The sequence below is a fragment of the Klenkia soli genome, from assembly GCF_900103975.1.
GTDB classification, from domain to species: Bacteria; Actinomycetota; Actinomycetes; order Mycobacteriales; family Geodermatophilaceae; genus Klenkia; species Klenkia soli.
In genome coordinates this window covers 1-19,112 of sequence record NZ_FNIR01000021.1, presented here as the reverse complement: position 1 = coordinate 19,112, position 19,112 = coordinate 1, and the positions used below count along the sequence as shown (strand labels likewise).

The 19,112-nt window shown below is 72.9% G+C and carries 18 protein-coding genes; 10 read left to right on the top strand and 8 right to left on the bottom strand.

Translation table 11 applies throughout. The annotated features are described in order from the left end of the window. Positions 1 to 86 precede the first annotated feature (86 nt). The 4 genes from BLS67_RS22730 to BLS67_RS22715 all read left to right on the top strand — a co-directional run bounded on the left by BLS67_RS22730 (position 87) and on the right by BLS67_RS22715 (position 3,517). Positions 87 to 734, top strand: a complete 648-nt coding sequence (locus BLS67_RS22730) for a DUF6518 family protein (protein ID WP_091250600.1) — start codon at positions 87 to 89, stop codon at positions 732 to 734. Between the two features lie 99 nt (positions 735 to 833). After that, entirely contained in the window at positions 834 to 1,277 is a 444-nt protein-coding gene (locus tag BLS67_RS22725) for a DUF1707 SHOCT-like domain-containing protein (protein WP_165617702.1), read from the top strand. Positions 1,278 to 1,352: 75 nt separating this feature from the next. After that, entirely contained in the window at positions 1,353 to 2,627 is a 1,275-nt protein-coding gene (locus BLS67_RS24235) for a mechanosensitive ion channel family protein (protein WP_091250593.1), read from the top strand. 68 nt (positions 2,628 to 2,695) lie between these two features. Then, the gene (locus tag BLS67_RS22715) at positions 2,696 to 3,517 is read left to right on the top strand and encodes an SDR family oxidoreductase (protein WP_091250592.1); all 822 of its coding nucleotides are present in this window, start codon (positions 2,696 to 2,698) and stop codon (positions 3,515 to 3,517) included. 115 nt (positions 3,518 to 3,632) lie between these two features. Here BLS67_RS22715 and BLS67_RS22710 read toward each other — a convergent pair whose 3' ends face one another. From BLS67_RS22710 to BLS67_RS22700, 3 genes are all read right to left on the bottom strand, one after another. Then, entirely contained in the window at positions 3,633 to 4,769 is a 1,137-nt protein-coding gene (locus BLS67_RS22710; protein WP_091250590.1) for a serine hydrolase domain-containing protein, read from the bottom strand. 102 nt (positions 4,770 to 4,871) lie between these two features. Continuing rightward, positions 4,872 to 6,311 (bottom strand): FAD-dependent oxidoreductase, encoded by a 1,440-nt coding sequence (locus BLS67_RS22705; protein WP_091250587.1) that lies wholly within the window; start codon positions 6,309 to 6,311, stop codon positions 4,872 to 4,874. A gap of 9 nt (positions 6,312 to 6,320) precedes the next feature. Next, the gene (locus BLS67_RS22700) at positions 6,321 to 7,253 is read right to left on the bottom strand and encodes an AurF N-oxygenase family protein (protein ID WP_091250584.1); all 933 of its coding nucleotides are present in this window, start codon (positions 7,251 to 7,253) and stop codon (positions 6,321 to 6,323) included. A 190-nt stretch (positions 7,254 to 7,443) separates the two neighbouring features. On the opposite strand from BLS67_RS22700, the gene BLS67_RS22695 reads away from it, so the two are divergent. Both BLS67_RS22695 and BLS67_RS22690 read left to right on the top strand, forming a co-directional pair. Beyond that, positions 7,444 to 9,519, top strand: coding sequence for a hydantoinase/oxoprolinase family protein (locus BLS67_RS22695; protein WP_091250581.1), 2,076 nt, complete (start codon positions 7,444 to 7,446; stop codon positions 9,517 to 9,519). Next, positions 9,516 to 11,369 (top strand): hydantoinase B/oxoprolinase family protein, encoded by a 1,854-nt coding sequence (locus tag BLS67_RS22690; protein ID WP_091250578.1) that lies wholly within the window; start codon positions 9,516 to 9,518, stop codon positions 11,367 to 11,369. The genes BLS67_RS22695 and BLS67_RS22690 overlap by 4 nt, the downstream gene beginning before the upstream one ends. Positions 11,370 to 11,423: 54 nt before the next feature. Here the strand turns inward: BLS67_RS22690 and BLS67_RS22685 are convergent, their stop codons facing one another. Beyond that, on the bottom strand, positions 11,424 to 13,121 hold the full coding sequence (locus BLS67_RS22685; protein WP_207500839.1) for a carbohydrate-binding protein: 1,698 nt from the start codon (positions 13,119 to 13,121) through the stop codon (positions 11,424 to 11,426). A gap of 343 nt (positions 13,122 to 13,464) precedes the next feature. On the opposite strand from BLS67_RS22685, the gene BLS67_RS24865 reads away from it, so the two are divergent. Then, positions 13,465 to 13,590, top strand: coding sequence for a hypothetical protein (locus tag BLS67_RS24865; RefSeq protein WP_278247158.1), 126 nt, complete (start codon positions 13,465 to 13,467; stop codon positions 13,588 to 13,590). A gap of 57 nt (positions 13,591 to 13,647) precedes the next feature. Here the strand turns inward: BLS67_RS24865 and BLS67_RS22680 are convergent, their stop codons facing one another. Next, entirely contained in the window at positions 13,648 to 14,247 is a 600-nt protein-coding gene (locus BLS67_RS22680) for a GDSL-type esterase/lipase family protein (RefSeq protein ID WP_242654295.1), read from the bottom strand. Between the two features lie 130 nt (positions 14,248 to 14,377). Here BLS67_RS22680 and BLS67_RS22675 point away from each other — a divergent pair, with 130 nt between their 5' ends. Together BLS67_RS22675 and BLS67_RS22670 are read left to right on the top strand one after the other, a co-directional pair. Then, on the top strand, positions 14,378 to 15,715 hold the full coding sequence (locus BLS67_RS22675) for an ATP-dependent 6-phosphofructokinase (protein WP_242654294.1): 1,338 nt from the start codon (positions 14,378 to 14,380) through the stop codon (positions 15,713 to 15,715). 302 nt (positions 15,716 to 16,017) lie between these two features. Continuing rightward, positions 16,018 to 16,989, top strand: a complete 972-nt coding sequence (locus BLS67_RS22670; RefSeq protein WP_131801828.1) for a hypothetical protein — start codon at positions 16,018 to 16,020, stop codon at positions 16,987 to 16,989. 21 nt (positions 16,990 to 17,010) lie between these two features. Here BLS67_RS22670 and BLS67_RS22665 read toward each other — a convergent pair whose 3' ends face one another. The 3 genes from BLS67_RS22665 to BLS67_RS25040 are packed head-to-tail and all read right to left on the bottom strand — an operon-like array spanning position 17,011 to position 18,668. Further along, positions 17,011 to 17,568, bottom strand: a complete 558-nt coding sequence (locus tag BLS67_RS22665; protein ID WP_091250572.1) for a dihydrofolate reductase family protein — start codon at positions 17,566 to 17,568, stop codon at positions 17,011 to 17,013. A 20-nt stretch (positions 17,569 to 17,588) separates the two neighbouring features. Further along, on the bottom strand, positions 17,589 to 18,374 hold the full coding sequence (locus BLS67_RS22660) for a DUF1295 domain-containing protein (protein ID WP_091250569.1): 786 nt from the start codon (positions 18,372 to 18,374) through the stop codon (positions 17,589 to 17,591). A gap of 30 nt (positions 18,375 to 18,404) precedes the next feature. Beyond that, on the bottom strand, positions 18,405 to 18,668 hold the full coding sequence (locus BLS67_RS25040; RefSeq protein WP_207500842.1) for a benzoate/H(+) symporter BenE family transporter: 264 nt from the start codon (positions 18,666 to 18,668) through the stop codon (positions 18,405 to 18,407). A 257-nt stretch (positions 18,669 to 18,925) separates the two neighbouring features. On the opposite strand from BLS67_RS25040, the gene BLS67_RS22650 reads away from it, so the two are divergent. Continuing rightward, on the top strand, positions 18,926 to 19,112 hold a 187-nt coding region (locus tag BLS67_RS22650), incomplete at its 3' end, for a helix-turn-helix domain-containing protein (protein ID WP_165617701.1).

The following is a 19,112-nucleotide window of genomic DNA, read 5'->3' as shown; positions in this document are numbered from 1 at the left end:
CCCCCCGGACGACGCCGACCCGGCCCTCCCGGAGCGACCCTGGTCCCGGCCGGGATGCACCCGGCGACCACGGGGCGGGAGCACGGATGACCAGCACGGCGACGCCACCGACCACCACGGCCGCACCCTGGGTCCGGGCAGGCGCGGCCCTCGTCGCGGCCGCCGTCCTCGGGGCGGTCACCGCGGCCGCTCAGGGGTGGCTGCCCCAGCAACTGGCGCCGCTGGCCAACTCCGCGGGTGCGTGGACCCTGATCACCGCCGCAGCGGTCGGGTGGAGCCGGGTCCGACCGTTGCCGGCCGCCGTCCTGGGGGCAGGTGCCTACCTGGCGCTGAACGTGGGCTACGCGCTGCTGTCGGCCACCCGCGGACTCAGCTACCCGATCGACCCGCACAACCGCTGGGTCGCGATCGGCTTCGTGGCCGGTCCGCTGGTCGGGCTCGGGGCGTCGTGGCTGCGGCACCGGCGCGACGTCCTGGCCGCCCTGGGGGTCGCCGGACTGGCCGGGGTGCTGGTGGGCGAGGCCTGGTACGGCCTGACCGTGCTCGACCCCTCGCCCAGCGCGCTGTACTGGACCTCGTCGGCCGCCGGCGGTTGCGCGCTGCTCGCGTGGGGGGTGCGCACCCGCCTCGACGGCCTGCCCGCCCGCGCGGTGGCCGTGGCCGGCAGCGCGGTGGTGACCCTCGGCATCCCGGTCACCCTCGCCCTGGTCGGCGGCGTGCCCTGGCCGGGCTGAGCGGTCGCCCGGTGCGGTGACGAGGTGCGGTGACTGCGGTGACGAGGTGCGGTGACCGTCCTCGGCGGGGTGGTCCGCCGGGGTGCCAGGATGCTGCTCGTGACCGATCCGGTACCGCCGTCGCAGCTGCGGGTGTCCGACGCCGAGCGCGCGCTGGTCGAGACCCGGCTGCGCCGCGCCGTGGAGGTCGGGCAGCTGGAGCTGGGCGAGTTCGACCAGCGGGCCGCGCTGACCTGGGCCGCCAGGACCCGCGCCGACCTGGCGGCGGTCACCGCCGACCTCGGGCCGCTGCCCCCTCCCGAGATGACCGCGGCGTCCCGGCAGGACGTGCGCGCACACGTCTTCAGCGACACCGGTGGCGGCACCGCCATGCGGGTGCTGTCGACCATCTGGGTGTGCGCGTTCGTGGTGAACGTCGTGACCTGGGGCGCGGTCAGCCTGGGCACCGGCGACCTGGTCTTCCCGTGGCCGCTGTTCGTGCTGTCCCCCGGTGCGGTGCTGCTGACCCTCTACCTGGTCGGCATCGGGCGGCCACGGCGCTGAGCGCTCGACAGGTGGAGCGGCTCCACGTGGGGCAGGGTGTCCAGAGCACACCCACCCCGATCTCGGAGGTCCGACATGGGCGACTCGCTCCGGAACGCGCTCGGCGACATCGTGACGTTCCTGCCCAAGCTGCTGCTCGCGGCCATCATCCTGGTGATCGGGTACTTCATCGCCAAGGCGCTGGAGAAGCTGCTGGTGAAGGTCCTCGAGAAGGTCGGCTTCGACCGCGCCGTCGAGCGCGGCGGCATCCGCAAGCTGCTCGCCGGCTCCCAGTACGACGCCTCGCAGATCCTGGCGAAGATCGTCTTCTACGCGGTCATGCTCTTCGTGCTCTCGACCGCGTTCGGGGTGTTCGGGCAGAACCCGATCAGCGACTACCTCGCCGCGATCATCGGCTACCTCCCGAAGGTCTTCGTCGCGATCCTGATCCTGGTGATCGCCGCGGCCATCGCGGCCGCCGTCAAGCTGGTCGTGCAGAACGCCCTCGGGTCGCTGTCCTACGCCCGCACGCTGGCGACCGTCGCCTCGACCGTGGTGCTGGCCCTCGGCGTGATCGCCGCCCTGAACCAGCTCGAGATCGCCCAGAACGTCGTCAACGCCGTCCTCTACGCGGTGCTCGTGGCGGTGGTCGGCGTCGTCGTGGTCGCCGTGGGCGGTGGCGGGATCGTCCCGATGCGGCAGCGCTGGGAGAACGCGCTGGCCAAGGTCGAGGCCGAGGCCCCGAACGTGCGCCGCGAGGCCCAGCAGGCCCGCCCGGCCGGTGAGGTGCTGCAGGCCGAGGCCGACCGGTTCGCCGCCGAGCGTCGCCGGGCCGAGGAGGAGCGCCAGCGGGCCGAGCGCGAGCGCCAGGAGGCCGAGCTGGCCGAGTCGCGCCGTCAGGAGGCCCAGCGGGCCGAGGCCCAGCGCATGGCCGACGAGCGGGCCGCCGCCGAGCGCGCGGCGCAGCAGCAGGCCGTGGCGGCCCCGGCCCAGCAGCCCTACGACCAGTCGGGTCACCACCCGACCCAGGCCTACGACCCGCAGCAGCTGTCCGCCGACCCGCAGCAGCCCGGCTACGGGCAGTCCTACGGCCAGCAGCAGTACGCCGCCGAGCAGCCCGACGGCCAGCAGTACGGCGACCAGCAGCAGTACGGGGACCAGCAGCAGTACGGCGACCAGCAGTACGGCGACCAGTACGGCCAGCCGCAGCCCTGGTCCACCGGGTCGTCCGCGGCGCCCGACCCGCAGCAGGCCTACGACCGGCCGCCGGTCCCCACCGAGGAGCCCTACCGCACCGACGAGCCCGGCACCGCTCAGCTGCCGCGCATCACCGACGAGCACCCGTCGGCCGACCCCGACGACCGCCGCTGAGGCCGGGCGGGCTGGTCCCCACCTCGCCGGTGCGGAACAGCCCGCCCGCTCCGGGCCTTGTGCCCGGCATGTCGAAGACCTGGTTCATCACCGGTGCGTCCCGCGGCTTCGGCCGCGCCTGGACCATCGCCGCCCTCGAGCGCGGGGACGCCGTCGCCGCGACCGCCCGCGACACCGCATCGCTGGAGGACCTGGCCGCCCGCTTCGGCGACCGCCTCCTGCCGATCCAGCTCGACGTGGACGACCGGACGGCTGCCTCCGCAGCCGTCGAGCGCGCGCACGCCCACTTCGGCCGGCTGGACGTGGTTGTCAACAACGCCGGCTACGGCCAGTTCGGCATGATCGAGGAGATCTCGGAGGCCGAGGCCCGCGCCCAGTTCGAGACCAACGTGTTCGGCGCGCTGTGGGTCACCCAGGCGGCGCTGCCCTTCCTGCGCGAGCAGGGCTCGGGCCACGTGCTGCAGGTGTCCAGCATCGGCGGCATCTCCGCGTTCCCGAACATCGGCATCTACAACGCCTCGAAGTGGGCGCTGGAGGGCTTCTCCCAGGCGCTCGCCGCGGAGGTCGCCGACTTCGGCATCCACGTGACGCTGATCGAGCCCGGCGGGTTCGACACCGACTGGCCGGGCGCCTCGGCCAAGCACGCCACCCCGAACCCGGCCTACGACCAGTTCCGGGTGAAGGCCGCCGAGCAGCGCAAGGCCCGGGTCTCCTCCCCCGGCGACCCGGAGGCCTCCGCGGCCGCCGTCCTGCAGCTGGTGGACATGGACACCCCGCCGTTGCGCGTCTTCTTCGGCACCGCGCCGCTGGGCATCGCGTCGGCCGACTACGAGTCCCGCCTGCAGGGCTGGCAGGACACCCAGCACCTCGCCGAGCTCGCCCAGGGCTGACCCGGCCTGCGCCCGGCGTGGATCAGCTGGGTTCACCAGGATCCGTCCTGGCTCCCCGACATCGGTGAGCCAGGACGGAGTTGGATCAACCCAGCTGATCCACGCCCGGGAAGGGTCAGCCCAGGGCGGCGTAGACGGCCTGGGCGTACGCGGCCGAGCGCTCCGAGCCGATGATGCCGGGGCCCATCCTGTTCATCACGTAGCTGATGGTCAGCCGGCGGTCGAGGTCCATGAGGATCAGCGAGCCACCCCAGCCACCCCAGAAGCAGACCCGGCCCTCCGGGATCCACGGCAGGGTCTCGGGCACCGGCAGCCCGTAGCCGATGCCGAACCGCAGCGGCACACCCAGCACCAGGTCGACGCCGTCGCTCTGCTGGTCGAAGACGAGGTCGATGGTCTTGTCCGACAGCAGGCGGTGGCCGTCGACCTCACCGCCCAGGCTGATCGTGCGCAGCACCGTGAGCAGGCCGGCCGCCGTGGCGTGCCCGTTGGCCGCGCCGATCTCGGCCCGGCGCCAGCCCGGGGTGTTCGCGTCGTCGGCGTCGGCCACCGGACCGGTGAAGGTGCGGACGACGGGGCTCGCCGGGTCCATCGCGGCGAGGTCGAAGGGCAGCGGGGGCGGCGGGACGACGGGGGCGATCCGGTGCCAGTCCTCCTCGCGCGCCCCGATCTGCAGGTCGGCGCCCAGCGGGCCGGCCAGCTCCTCGGCGACGAACTCGGTGAGCGTCCGCCCGGTCACCCGGCGGATCACCTCGCCGACCAGGTGGCCCTGGTTGAGCGCGTGGTAGCCCGAGGCGGTGCCCGGCTCCCACCACGGCGCCTGTGCGGCGAACCGTTCGGCGGCGGTCGCGGTGTCGTAGAGGTCGGCGACCACGGCCGGCTGGTCGAGCCCGGAGACGCCGGACGTGTGCGACATCAGGTGGCGCACCTCGACACCGGCCTTGCCGTTCTGCGCGAACTCCGGCCAGTACTCGGCGACCGGGGCGTAGACGTCGAGCAGGCCGCGCTCGACGCAGAGCAGGGCGGCCAGGCTGGTCACGGTCTTGGTGCAGGACCAGACGTTGACCAGCGTGTCCGCCGTCCACGGCGTCGTCCTGCCCTCGTCGCGCCAGCCGCCGTGCAGGTCGACGACGCGTTCGCCGTCCAGGTCGACGGCGATCGCCGCGCCCAGCTCCTCGCCCGACTCCAGCTGCTGCGCCAGTGCCGTGCGCACACCCTCGAAGCGCGCGTCGCAGTTCCCGGTGACGTCCATCCGCCAGACCTCCTCGTCCGAGCGGTCCAGACGGGCCGCGCCCGGAGGAGACCACGATCACACCCCGGTGACCAGAGGCCAACGCCCTGGCCGCTCAGCGGGTCAGCGGCGTCGGGCCCGGGCGGTGCGACCGATGAGTCCGGCGGCGGCGTCGGCGAGCAGGGAGCCCACCGTCTCCTCGGCGTCCGAGCGGTTGGCGCCGATGCCGCCCGACGGGCCGCGCTTGGCCCAGCCGACCACGTAGGTGCCGGTGGGCGCGCCGACCACGCGGCCGGCCTCGTGCGGCACCCGGCCGGCCTCGTCGTCGAAGGGCAGGCCGGGCAGCTCGGTGCCGCGGTGGCCGATGGCGCGCACCACCAGCTCGGCGGGCACGGTCGTCGTCCCCTCGGTGCCGGTGAAGGTGATGCCCTCGACCCGCTCGTCGCCGACGACCTCCTCGGCCGCCAGCCCGAACGCGAACACGATGCGGCGGCCGGGCTCGGAAGCCGCGCCGAGGTCGTCGTCGAACCGCTCCAGCCCGGCGAACAGCTCGGCCTTGCTGCCCGGCGCCGCGTCGTCCGGGGCCTTGCCGGTGAGCACGGTGCGGACGCCGGCCAGGTGGGTCAGCGCCCGCAGCTCGGAGCTGCTGCAGGCCGCCTCCGCCGCACCGCGACGACCGACGACCACGACCTCGCGCAGCGCGCTGGTGCGCAGCGCGGCCAGGGCCGCGGGCGAGGTCTGGGTGCCGGCCAACCGCCCGGCGTCGCCGGCGAGCATGCGGGCGACGTCGAGCGCGACGTTGCCCGTGCCGACGACGACGACGCGCCGCACCCGGGACAGGTCGACCGGAGCGGCCTCGGGGTGGCCGGTGTACCAGTTCACGACCTCGCGGGCCGAGACGCTGCCGGCCAGCTCCTCACCGGGCACGCCCAGCGCCTTGTCCCCCGCGGCACCCGTGGCGTACAGGACGGCGTCGTACCGCTGGGCCAGCTCGGCCGGGGTGATGTCGCGGCCGACCTCGACCCCGGTGCGCAGGGTCACGCGGGGGTGCTGGAGAACGGCGGTGGTGTGCTCGAGCACCCGGCGGGTGCCTGGGTGGTCCGGGGCGACGCCGTAGCGGGCCAGACCGCCGGGGGTCTGCAGCCGCTCGAGGAACGTCACCCGCGCCTCGGTGGCCCGCAGGATCGACTGCGCGGCGTAGACGGCGGCCGGGCCGGTGCCGACGATCGCGACCTCGAGCCGGCCGATGGCCGACAGGTCGACCGTGGGGAAGCGCGGGGCGTCCCAGACCGGGGCGGCCGGGGCGTCGGGGCGGGTGAACCAGTCGGCGTTGACCTGGGCGTACACCTGCTGGTCGGCGCGCAGCACCCAGGTGGGCGCGATCGCGTCGACCGGGCAGGCGTCGGCGCAGGCTCCGCAGTCGATGCAGGTGTCGGGGTCGACGAAGAGCGTCTCGGTGTGCCCGAACTCCGGCTCGTCGGGAGTCGGGTGGATGCAGTTGACGGGGCACACCGAGACGCAGGAGGCGTCCGAGCAGCAGTTCTGGGTGATCGCGAACGCCATGGTTCGGCCTCAGATCATGTGCAGGCGGCGGTAGATCGCCACCGCGGGACCGGTGAGCATGCCGCACTCGCCGAGGAAGGCCATCAGGTGCCGGCTGCTGGTGCGCATCATGGCCTGGTGGTGCTTGTTGCCGGCCGCCTCGCGCTCGGCGCGGTCGGCGTCCAGCCCGGCGGCGGTGTAGACGTCGCGGTGCACCAGGTTGGTCACCACGACCGAGGTGACGATCGCGATCAGCAGAGCCGAGGAGCGCACCCGGGCCCGCGACGCCCCCACCAGCGACTCGCGCATCTCCTGGCGCGCGTAGGTCATGTGCCGGGACTCCTCGACCACGTGGATGCGGCTCGTGGTGCGGATCATCGGCAGGACGTCCTCGCCGCGCATCCAGTCGCGCTGCATGACGTCGAGCACCTCCTCGGCGACCAGGGCGGCCCCGAAGGCCCGCTCGGCGCCGGCGAAGGTCTTGAAGAACCGGCCGAGCTCGATGCCGCTGCGCTTGGGCGAGTAGCCGGTGGCGCCGAGCTTCTCGCAGGCCCGGGCAAACATGATCGAGTGCCGGCACTCGTCGGCGATCTCGGTCAGCGCGAACTGGAAGTCCTTGCGCGTGGTGTCGCCGGCGTAGTGCTCGCGCAGCAGCATCTGCTGCAGGATCATCTCGAACCAGATCCCGGTGCTCATGATCGAGGCGACCTCGTGGCGGGTCAGCGTGACCCGCTGCTCCTCGGTCATCTCGTCCCAGAGCGGCGTGCCGTACAGCGTGCTCCACTCGGGGTTGAGGCCGTGCAGGCCCTCGCCCAGCGGCTCGTCCCAATCGACCTCGGTGGACGGGTCGTAGGACAGCTGGGCCGCGGAGTCCAGCAGCCGGGCCGACACCGCCTCGCCGTCGCGCTCGTGCGCGCCGAAGGCCGCGGTCAGCTGGTCGGTGCTCGGGAGCGTGCTGGTCATGGCGTCGTCCCTCCGTGGGTCGAAAGTTGCATGTGACACCTGGTCACAGATACAAGGATGCCGGATGGGTCACATGTCTGCAACCCCGGGACACACCTTCCCGGGCGGACTGTGACCCAACCCTCATCGCGGCAGATGTTCTCCCGCAGACGCCTTCCCCGCCGGGTATCTCATCGCTAAGGTATTTCTCATGACGAGCAGGCGGGTACGCATCGGCATCGACACCGGCGGCACGTTCACCGACGTGGTCGCCGTCGACGAGGAGTCCGGCGCCACGACGACCACGAAGACGCCGTCCACGCCGGGCAACCCGGCCGACGGGTTCCTGGCCGGGGTGCAGAAGGTCCTGGACCTGATGGGCCTGACCGGCGAGGCGATCACCGCGGTCAGCCACGGCACGACGGTGGCCACCAACCAGCTGCTCGAGGGCAAGCTCGACCGGATCGGCTTCATCACCACCGAGGGCTACGCATCGGTGCTGGAGATCGCCCGGCAGTCGGTGCCCGACGGCTACGGCAACAGCTACTTCTGGGTCAAGCCGCCGCGCATCGTGCCGGCCGACCTGGTGAAGACCGTCGGCGGGCGCCTGGACCACACCGGTGCCGAGGTGCGCCCCTTCGACCGCGACCAGGCCGTCGCCGCCGCCCGGTTCTTCAAGGACGCCGGCATCACCACGGTCGGCGTCTGCTTCCTGCACGCCTACAGCAACGACGCGCACGAGCAGGCCATGCTCGAGGTGCTCCACGTGGAACATCCCGACTGCGTCGTGTCGATCAGCTCGGGCGTGCTGCGCGAGTACCGGGAGTACGAGCGGTCGGTGACCACGCTGGTCGACGCCGCCGTGAAGCCCAAGGTCGGCGCCTACGTCACCAACATCCGGGCCCGGCTCGACGAGCTCGCCCCCGCGGTGCCCTTCTACGTGATGAAGAGCAACGGCGGCGTGCTGAGCGCCGAGGAGGTCGTGCACCAGCCGATCACCACGATGCTCTCCGGCCCGGCCGCCGGCGCCCTGGGCGCCGCGCTGATCGCCGGCACCGCCGGGTTCGACCGGATCCTCACCTGCGACGGCGGGGGCACCTCGACCGACGTCACCGTGGTCATCGGCGGCGAGCCCGCGCTCACCACCGAGGGCACGGTCGGCGACTACCCGTCCAAGATCCCGATGATCGACGTCGTCACCGTGGGCGCCGGCGGCGGCTCCATCGCCTGGATCGCCCCCGAGGGCACCCTCAAGGTGGGCCCGAAGAGCGCGGGCGCCGACCCCGGCCCGATGTGCTACCCCAGCCGGGGCCCCGAGCCCACCGTCACCGACGCGCACGTCGTCCTCGGCCGCATCCCCCCGCACCTGCTGGGCGGTGAGATCCCGCTGTCGGTCGAGGCGGCCACCGGCGGGCTCGAGACCCTCGGCGGCAAGCTCGGCCTGGCGATGGAGAAGACGGCCACCGGCATCCTGGAGATCTCGGCCTGGAACCAGGCCAACGCGCTGCGCCAGGTCACCGTCGCCCGCGGCCTGGACGTCCGCGACTTCACGCTGACCACCTTCGGCGGCTCGGGCTCGCTGCTGGCCTGCCGGCTCATGGACATCCTCGGCCTCCCCCGCACCCTGGTGCCGCCGAACCCGGGCAACGTCTCGGCGTTCGGGCTGCTCACGGTCGACGTCCGCAACGACTACGTGCAGACGATGATCGCCAAGCACACCGCCCTGGACGCCGACGCCGTGGCCGCCGCCTACGCCGAGCTCGAGGCCCGTGCCGCCACGGCCCTGGACGGCGAGGGCTTCGCCCGGACCGACCAGCGCATGCAGCGGACGGCGGACCTGCGCTACGTCGGCCAGGCCTTCGAGGTCCGGGTGCCCGTGGGGGACGGCGAGCTCGACGACGCCGCACTGGCCGCCGTGGCCGAGGCGTTCCACGCCGCGCACCACCAGCTCTACGGCTACGACTTCCGCGCCGACCCGCGCCAGGCGGTCGAGTGGGTGAACCTGCGGGTCAGCGGCATCGGCCCGATCCGCCGGCCGGACCTGGTGGCCCGGCCCGACCGCACCGAGGGCTCGGCGCAGGACGCCGTCACCGGCACCCGGCAGGTGTTCTTCGACGAGTGGACCGAGACCCCGCTCTACGCCCGCACGCAGCTGCAGCCCGGCGACGTCGTCGTCGGCCCGGCGATCGTCGAGGAGTTCGGCTCCACGGTCCCGGTGCACCCCGGCTTCACCGCCACCGTCGACAGCTACGCCAACCTGCTGCTCACCAAGGAGACCTCGCTGTGACGACCTCGCAGACCGCTGCAGACCCGGTGCTCGTCGAGATCGTGGCCGGCACCCTGGCCGCGATCGAGATGGAGGTCGAGACCGCGATCGGGCGCACCTCGCGCTCCCCGATGATCCGCGACGCGCACGACTTCCGGGCCGGCATCCACGACCGGCAGCTGCGCAAGCTCACCGGCCGGTCGTACTCGGCGCTGGTGCAGCCGGTGGTGCGCGACTACCCGATCGAGCAGATGAACGTCGGCGACGTCTTCTTCCACAACGACGTCTACCTGTCCGAGGGCGGCATCGGCCACCTGCCCGACCTCTGCGTCACGGTGCCGGTCTTCGCCGAGGGCGCGGTCGTCGCGTTCATCCAGGCGTTCGGCCACCACGACGACATCGGCGGCGCCGTCCCCGGGTCCATGCCCTCGGCGGCGACGTCGATGTTCGAGGAGGGCCTGATGGTCCCCCCGATCAAGCTGTGGGACCGCGGCGTGCCCAACGAGTCGGCGCTGAAGATCATGACCCGCAACTCGCGCATGCCCGACTCGCTGGCCGCCGACCTGGACGCCGAGTGCTCGGCCTGCCTGGCCGGCGCCCGCCGCCTGGGCGAGCTGTTCGAGCGCTACGGCGTCGCGGCCGTCGAGGCGTGCTTCGACGCGATCCTGGCCAACTCGACCGAGGTCTACCGCACCGAGATCCTCAGCCAGATCCCCGACGGCACCTACGTCTGGGAGGACTACGCCGAGCACGACGGCGTCGACGAGCCGATGCTCCACCGCCAGCGCATCACGCTGACCATGGACTCCACCGCCGACGTGCCGCTGGTCATCGACTTCACCGGCACCGGGCCGCAGGCCAAGGGCCCGATCAACCACTGCGGCGACTACTCCGACGGCAACTTCCTGAAGAAGTGGCTGGCCCCGGTGCTGCGCAACCTCGCGGCCACCCCGGAGCGCATGGCCGAGCTCGACGTCAACGAGGGCGTCGTGCCGCTGATCGAGATGCGCTTCCCCGAGAAGGGCACGCTGCTCACCCCGGTGTTCCCCGCGCCGACCAACGCCCGCACGTTCGTGATCCTGCGGCTGCTGGGCGTGCTGGCCGGGGTGCTGGCCAAGGCCACCGGCGGCCGCATGCCCGCCGACCAGGAGACGATCCGGTACACCGGGGTCTACGGCACGGACGCCGACGGCGAGTCCTACCTCATGCGGGAGGTGCTCGGCGGCGGCTCGGGCGGGCGGTACTACGCCGACGGCGAGGACACCATCCACGTCGTCCCCGACTCGCGGAACCTGCCCACGGAGTTCACCGAGGGCCGCTTCCCGCTGCGCATCGAGGCCCTGGGTCTGGCGCTGGACTCCGGCGGGCCGGGTCGGTACCGCGGTGGCTGCGGGTACGAGAAGCACATCCGGGTGCTCCGCGACGCGCACTTCATGTCCATCGCCGACCGCTCGATCCTGGCCTGCTGGGGCGTCAAGGGCGGCAAGGCCGGCCGGCCGTTCCAGATCACCGTCGACCCGGGCGGCCCCGACGAGCACGAGGTCGACGCGCTGGCCGACGCCGAGCCGCTCACGGCCGGCACCGTCGTCCGGGTGCGGACGACCGGCGGCGGTGGCTGGGGCGACCCGCTGGACCGCCCGGTCGAGGAGGTGCTGCGCGACATCGCCTGGCTCAAGGTGAGCGTCGAGGGTGCCCGCCGCGACTACGGCGTGGTGGTCGCGGACGACGGCACGGCCGACGATGCGGCGACCACGGCGCTGCGCGACGAGATGCGGTCCGCCCGCACCGGCGAGGAGCCGTTCTTCGACCGCGGCCCGGGCTACGCGACCCTCTCCGGCGGAGCGGCGTTCAACGAGTTCGACGTCCTGTAGCCGACGCCGACGGCGCCGGTCCCCGCACTCGGGGGCCGGCGCCGTCGTCGTCGGTCAGCTCAGCGTGATCGCGTCCAGCTCGGCGAACCCGGTGCCCCCGGCGAAGTACGGGGAGCCCTTCGCCAGCCGGATCACGTTGTAGCCGGCCTTCAGGTCCACCGACACGGACACCGTGCCGTTCGGGTTGCCCCAGCCCCCGTTCGTGGCCGGGTAGCTGACCGTGCTGAACCCGCCGCCGTTGTAGGCCAGGCCCTGCGTGGCCGTGGCCCCGGTGGCGTTCGCGTACTGGATCGCCATCGTGTAGCTGCGGGCGGTCGGCACGTTGACCACGAAGTCGACGAACGAATCGGTCCGCATGTCCGTGTTGTTGTCGATCCGACCCACGTACCCACCGCCGGACGCCGTCCCGCTGGACAGCCGCTGGGCGTTGACCACGGTGGCGTTCTCGGCCTCGTAGCGCTGCTGCCAGGTCGTCGCGCCGGTGGTCGGGGTGACCAGGACCTGGTAGGCCGCCTCGGCGCTCATGCCGCTGACCGGGATCGAGATCGACCCGTTCACCACCTGGTAGGTGGTCGTGGACAGCACGTTCGGCGCCGTCTGGTTGGTCATCCGGCCGGTGGTGTTGGTCGAGGACAGCTGCACCGACACGCTGCTGCCCAGGGCACCCAGGCCGTTGATGCGCACGGTGTTCTGGCCGCTGTCACCGCCGAAGACCACGTTGACCTGCTTGCGGCTGGCGTCGTAGGAGGCCACGCCGTCCAGGTAGGACTGCGGGGTCGTCTGCACGACGTTGCCCGACTGGTCGCCGTACCACTTGTAGGCCCAGTACGAGGCGGTGGGCGCGTTGTTCCAGAACAGCCCGTCGAAGGTGCCGGACTCGTACCAGTAGGCCCGCTCGGCGTCGTGGATCCCGGCCCGCTCGAGCGAGGCCATGTAGTGCACGCCGATGCTGGGGATGTCGACCTGCCCGGGCGAGGCGTACTCGTTGATCGAGATCGGGATGTGCGGCAGGCCGAGGGAGTCCTCGATGGCCCGCCAGTCCGCGACGTGGGCCTGCACGTTCTGGTAGCTGAAGTCCTGCAGCTCGTGCCAGACCGCCACGGCCGGCAGCGTGCCGGTGTTCTTGGCGTTGGTCAGGAAACCGAGCATGAAGCCGTGGTCGTACACGCACGCCCCGGGCCCGACGATCGGCGTCGTGGTGTCGATCGCCCGGATGTCGCGGTAGGTGCGGGTCCACATGTCCAGGTAGCTGCCGGCGTTCGGGTCGTTCTTGGTGCTCTCGCCCCAGTTGCAGTCCGGCTCGTTCCAGATCTCGTAGCCGGCGATGTTGGTCGCGCTCGTGGCGTTCACCCGCGCGGTGATCATCTGCTTGATCTTGGACTCCCAGTCCGACCAGCTCACCCAGTTGTAGGGGAACGTGCTGAAGACGTCGGGCAGCCGCAGGTACTGCTGCGCGCCGAGCTGGGTGACCCGGTTCGCCACCTGGAGGCCGTCGCAGCAGGGCGTGGTCGCGCCGTTGCCCAGCTGCTGGGTGCCGGGCGGGGGCTGGGTGAACGTGTTCGGGTGCAGCGGGAGGACCAGGGACGACGGGGGCTTGTCGCCGGTGTCCACCCCGTAGAGGCCACCGGCGGCCACGTGGGTCACCGGCCGGACGACGGTGCCGACGTCGACCGTGAGGGTGGTGCCCGCGGCCTGGGCGGTGGTCGGTGCGAGGAGCGCCATGAGCATGGCCGCGACGGGCACGAGACCCACCGCGATCGACCTGCGACTTCTCTTCACGGCAGCACTACCTTCCTGGAGCGTGCGCGGCGACCCCGGACCGGTGCCGGAGGAGCCGCGCAGGGGCGGGAGGACCCGCGTGACCGACGGCCAGCGAGCGCGCTGGCCGCGTCCGCGGGGCGGCTGTGCCAGCGGTCACAACGTAAACTCAGCATCTATCGAAAGCTTTCTCCCATGTCGGTCCAGAGCAGGCGAAACACGCACGAAAACGAAGCCGAGGGGGCGACCTGCCGGTCCGACTGCCGGGAGCCGCAAGTCCCGCCCGGGTGCTCCACCTCGACTGGCCGGACCCGCGCCGCAGGTCGAGGCTGGGCCGGTGACCGAACCCGAGAAGGACCAGTCCGACCCCGACCTGCACCCCGGCCCGCGGGACGAGGGCGGTCAGGGCGGCATGGCCACCCGTGAGCTGAAGGCCCACGAGGCCGAGGCCGAGGACGAATAATCACCCCGGCTCCAGCGCTGTCCCCGTACCGGCGAGGCAGCACCGAGCCCGGGATGATCAGGCCGCGGTGCGTGCGCGGGCGATCGAGCGGACGACCGGGATCAGCGCCTCGGCGATGAGGGCGTAGCCGGCCGAGGACGGGTGGAACCGGTCGGCCGAGAACAGGCCGGGCTGGTTGCGGAAGCGCTCCCCCAGCTCGGTCCCGATCGGCACCGCCACCCCGCCGGCGCCCCGGACCGCCTCGGTCTGCCGGCGCTGCAGCTCCGCGCTCGCCGTCGCCACCAGCGCCTGGAAGGCCGCCGGGACCCAGGGCACCGTGGACAGGTCCGGCGCCGGGACGACCAGGACGTCGGCGCCGAGCACCCGCAGCTCGCGGACGGCGGCGGCCAGCTGCGCGGCGGCGGTGGCCGGCGGCACCAGGCGGGTCAGGTCGTTCGCGCCGACGACCACCAGCGCCAGGTCGCAGCGGGTCACCTGCCGCACCTGGCCGGCCAGCGCCGCCGACACCGCCCCGGGGACGGCGACCACCTGCAGGACGGCGTCGACGCCGTCCTCGGCCAGCGCCCGCACCAGCCGCGGCCCGATGGCGTCGGCCGGCGACGCAGCCCCGGTGCCGAACGCGATGGAGTCGCCGAGGACGGCCAGGGAGATGGTCACACCTGGTCGAACGGGGGGTGGCGGGGTCGTGTTCCTGGGTGCAACACGTCTCGGACGTCTACCTCGTTCGTGCAGGTCAGCGGCGAGCCGGGGTCCCCCGGTGGGTCCCCGGCAGGGCACTATGGACGACGTGGACACCGACGAGCAGCTCCAGCTCACCCCGGAGCACCTCGCCGTCCGCACCCTGGGGCCGTTGACCGTGCCCTCGCCGCTGGACGGCGGACTGCTCGAGCGCGGCGAGTCGATGCACTACGTGGGCGAGCACGACCGGGTGCTGGTCGACGGCACCCTGGGCGTCGCCACGAAGCGCGGCGTGCCGGTCGAGGAGCTGCCCACCTTCGAACCCGGCGGGCCCCGGCGCACGCTGTTCTTCGACCCGAAGAAGACCAAGGTCGGCATCGTCACCTGCGGCGGCCTGTGCCCGGGCCTCAACAACGTCATCCGCGGCCTGGTCGGCGAGCTCGCCGAGCACTACGGGGTGCACTCGGTGCTGGGCTTCCGCGACGGCTACCTGGGGCTCACCCCCGACGGCGCCGAGCCGCTGGAGCTGACGCCCGAGTCGGTGCGCTGGATCAACCAGCAGGGCGGCACCGTGCTGGGCACCTCCCGCGGCGGCCAGGACCCGAGGGTGATGGTCGAGACACTCCGGCTGCGGCACATCGACATCCTCTTCGTGATCGGCGGGGACGGGTCGCTGCGCGGTGCGCAGACCATCGCCGACGAGGCGCAGCGGCGCGGGCTGCCGATCGCGGTCGTCGGCGTCCCCAAGACCATCGACAACGACATCCCCTGGATCGACCGCAGCTTCGGGTTCCAGACCGCGTTCGGCCGGGCGGCGGAGTCCATCCGCGCCGCGGCCACCGAGGCGCGCTCGCACCCCGGCGGGGTCGGCCTGGTGAAGCTGATGGGCCGGCACTCCGGGTTCATCGCCGCCTACGCCACGTTGGCCAGCGACGACGTCGACCTGGTGCTGATCCCCGAGGTGCCGATGCCGCTGGAGGGCGAGCGCGGGGTGCTGGCGCACGTCGAGCGCACCCTCGACCGGCAGGGCCACGCCCTGGTCGTGGTCGCCGAGGGCTACGGGCAGGACATGTTCGCCGGCACCGAGGGCGGCGCCGACCCGTCGGGCAACGCCAAGCTGTTCGACATCGGCAAGAAGCTGCGCGACGAGCTGACCAGCCACCTCACCGCGACCGGCACCCGCTTCCAGCTGCGCTACGTCGACCCCGGCTACGCCATCCGCAGCGTGCCGGCCAACAGCCACGACTCCGTGTACTGCACCCGGTTGGCCCAGGCCGCCGTCCACGCCGCGATGGCCGGACGCACGGCGACGGTCGCGGGGCGCTGGCACGGCCGGTTCGTGAACCTGCCGATCCCGCTGGTCACGCACTCCCGCAACCAGGTCGACCCCCGCGGCGACCTGTGGCTGTCGGTCCTCGAGGCCACGGGCCAGCCCGTCCACGTCTGATCTCCTGGGGTCGGGGGTGGTTCTGCACGGTCGCGGGCCGTTGCAGCGACCTCCGCCCGTCAGGCACCCGCGACCCCCGATGGATGCACTCGGGCGCGCCTTCCGCGCCGGGGCGCCGATCCGGGGGAGGCTCCTCGCCCACGTGCCACAGGTGCGCACCCCGGACCGGTCGAGGAGACATGAGCGAGTCGTCCACCTGCCCCTCCCGCGGGGCGATGCCCGTACCGGCTGCTGCTGAGGGCGAGTGGGCCCGCCGGCGACCGGTCCTGCGCGCCCTCTCCGCGGCCGTCGTCCTGGGTGTCGTGGCCCTCGCCTCGACCGCCTGTTCCGACGACGCGCGCCCCGCGGCAGCCCCGACCACGAGCTCCGCCACCACGGAAGCTCCGACCGAGGACACGTCGGTCCAGGACTTCCTCGATGAGGCCGGGGTTCCCGCCGCCCTGGTCACCGACCTGGGCCGCGTCGCCGGGAGCACCGGGTACGGACTCAGCCGGGGGGTTCCGCTCGCCGGTGCGGATGCGCGTTCGTTCGCCGTCGTGCAGGTGCGCACCTGCCGGGACATGGCGAGCGGCTTCCGCTCGCGCACCGAGTTCGAGTCCGCCGACGTCGCGAACGGAGCGGGCGCCGCCGATGCACGTGCCCTGTACGACTACCTGACGGCGACCTTCTGCCCCGCCGTCGACAGTCAGCCGTCACCCTCGCCCGCCGCGGCTCCGACCACGGCTCAGGACGACGCCGCCGGGACCCGTGGCCTGCTGAGCACCGACGCACAGCTCTCGGCGCTCTACGGCCCGGGAGCCACGAGCGAGTGCGCCGCGGCAACCGGTCAGCCGTCGGGGCGGGCCTATGCCTACCTGCTGCCGTCCGGGCAGCTGCTGTGCGGGGACATGTTCGACGGTGGGCCGTGGGACGGTCACTTCATCCATGTGGACGTCGTCTTCTCGTCTCCCGTGCCCGAGGAGGAAGCGCTGGCCGCCGTCGCCTCGATCCTGCCGGCCGACATCACCGCACCGACCGCGCTTGCTGGGGTGAACCCGCCCTACTCCCCGCCGGGTAGCTGCCAGAGCGTCGCGTGGCAGTCCACGACGGCTGGAAGCGTCGTCACGAGGATCAACCCCGGCTGGAGCAACCCGGACCGGGTGAGCGCCGTCCTCTATTCCGACCGGCAAACCGTGGACGGGTCGGCATCGGCGTACGACGGGACCGTGCGCGTCGCCACCGTCGGGATCGGCGGCCACAACACCAACTCGATCGACGACGACATCACCTGCTGACTGCCAGCTGCCCGGGGCGGGTCAGCGGCGGACGGCGTAGCGGACGGCCACGAAGCCGCTGACCCGTCGGGTGGACAGCAGGTCCAGGGTCAGCGGGACGTCGTCGGGCAGGGCCTTCAGCCCGGTGCCGACGACGGCCGGGGCCAGCAGCAGGTGCACCTCGTCCACCAACCCGGCCCGGAAGGCGTGCGCGGCCAGCGTCGGCCCGTCGACGGTGACGTCGAGCTCGGCGTCCCTCACCAGGGCGGTGACCGCGGCCGGGTCGAGGCTGCGCACCAGCCGGGTCCGCCGGGTGACGACGTCCTCCAGCGTGGTCGAGACGACCACCTTGTCCGCCCGCTGCCAGTGCGCGGCGAAGTCGGCCGACCCCTGGTCCCCGTCGGCCCAGGTGGGGTCGGTCTCCCAGCCCTGCATCAGCTCGTACATGCGCCGGCCGTGCAGGAAGGTGCCGATCCGCGCGGTGTCCTCGTTGACCGCGGCGAGCACCTCGGGGTCGGGGAAGGCGAAGCCGAAGTCACCCGCCGCGTCGGCCACGAAGCCGTCGAGGGAGCAGATCGCCGAGTACAGGAGCTTCGCCACCGCCCCAGGATGGCGGTCGGTCAGGTCCCGGGGAAGAAGAAGGAGACCCGGCGCTGGTAGTCCTGGTAGGCGGGCCGGTCGCCCATCCGGTCCTCGGTGCGCTTGGCCCCGGTGGCGTGGATGAGGAACCAGTTCATCGCGGCCGGCGCGGCCACCAGCCAGGCCCCCGGTGCCGAGGCCGCCCCGGCCAACCACACGCCGTCCCAGACGATCGAGTCGCCGAGGTAGTTCGGGTGCCGCGAGACACCCCACAGGCCGGTGTCCAGGACGTCGGGTCGCTCGTCGCGGTCCCGGGCCATGAAGGCGGACTTCTGCCGGTCGGCCACCGCCTCGACCACCGCACCGGCCACCGCGACCGCGGCACCGACCGGGAACAGCCACCGCCGGGCCGAGCGGGGCAGCGTGCTGGCCGCGGCCAGCTGCAGCGGGGCGGAGACCAGCAGCTGGGCCACCGCCTGGGTGCCGAACACCTTGGCCAGCACGGTCGGGGTGCCGTCGCCCTCGAGGAACTCGGTGTACCGCTCGTCCTCCGAGTCGGTGCCGCGCAGCCGGCCCAGCATCAGGGACTCCAGCCGGATCGCCCACCCGGTGGTGACCGCCGCGAGGGTCCAGCGCCGCCACGGGTCGCCCGTGCCCAGGGCCGCACCGGTGATCGCGACCGCGGCCAGGCCGGGGCCCCAGACGCCGTCGGCGTAGTCCCGGCGCCTCTTCCGCAGGGCCAGGGCAGCCGTGCCCGCCTGCAGGGCGGTCACCACCGCCGCCGACGTACCGACCACACGCCTCAGGTTCCGCAGGTCCACGCTCACGGGTGGCTTCCTCCCCCCGTCCGAGCGGGCTCAACCACCGACCTGCGGACGCCGCCGCCCCAGATCCAGGGCTGCGCGAACGACGAGGCCGGCGACCAGCGCCCACAAGGCCGGGCTGATGCCGAGGAAGGCGGCTCTGGACGCCGCGGTGACCAGCGTCCCGAACGCCGCGGATCCCAACCCGAGGACGACGAGGACGACACCCGCGGTCGAGCTGGCGATCCACCGCCGCGACCGGTCCTCCCCCGCCTCCGGGCCCGCGGTCAGCGCCGCGCTGACGGCGGCCAGGTTGATCGCGTGCCCCCGGCCGGTACCGCGACGACGGTGGCACCCGGTAGACCGGGCCGGCCAGGACGGCGACGCCCGCGACGTTCTGGGAGGCCATCGTGACCGGGTAGAGCGGTAGCGCGATGCCGGTCAGCGCCTGCTAGGTGTGATGTCCAGGGACGTTGTCCCGAGCTGAGGTGATCGGGGACTGTCGTTGAGATGGGGAGGGCCCCCGGGTGTGAAGTGGAGCTGTCTAGGAACCGCTTCACAGACCGGAGGCCCTCGTGTCCCACGCTAACGCTGCCTTGACCCCACGTGCCCGGTTGCGGCTGGCTCGGTTGATCGTGGTCGAGCAGTGGCCGGTGGCGGCGGCCGCGGAGATGTTCATGGTCGATCCGTCCACGGCCCGAAAATGGGCTCACCGCTACCGCGCCGAGGGCCCGGCCGGCATGGCCGACCGCAGCTCACGAC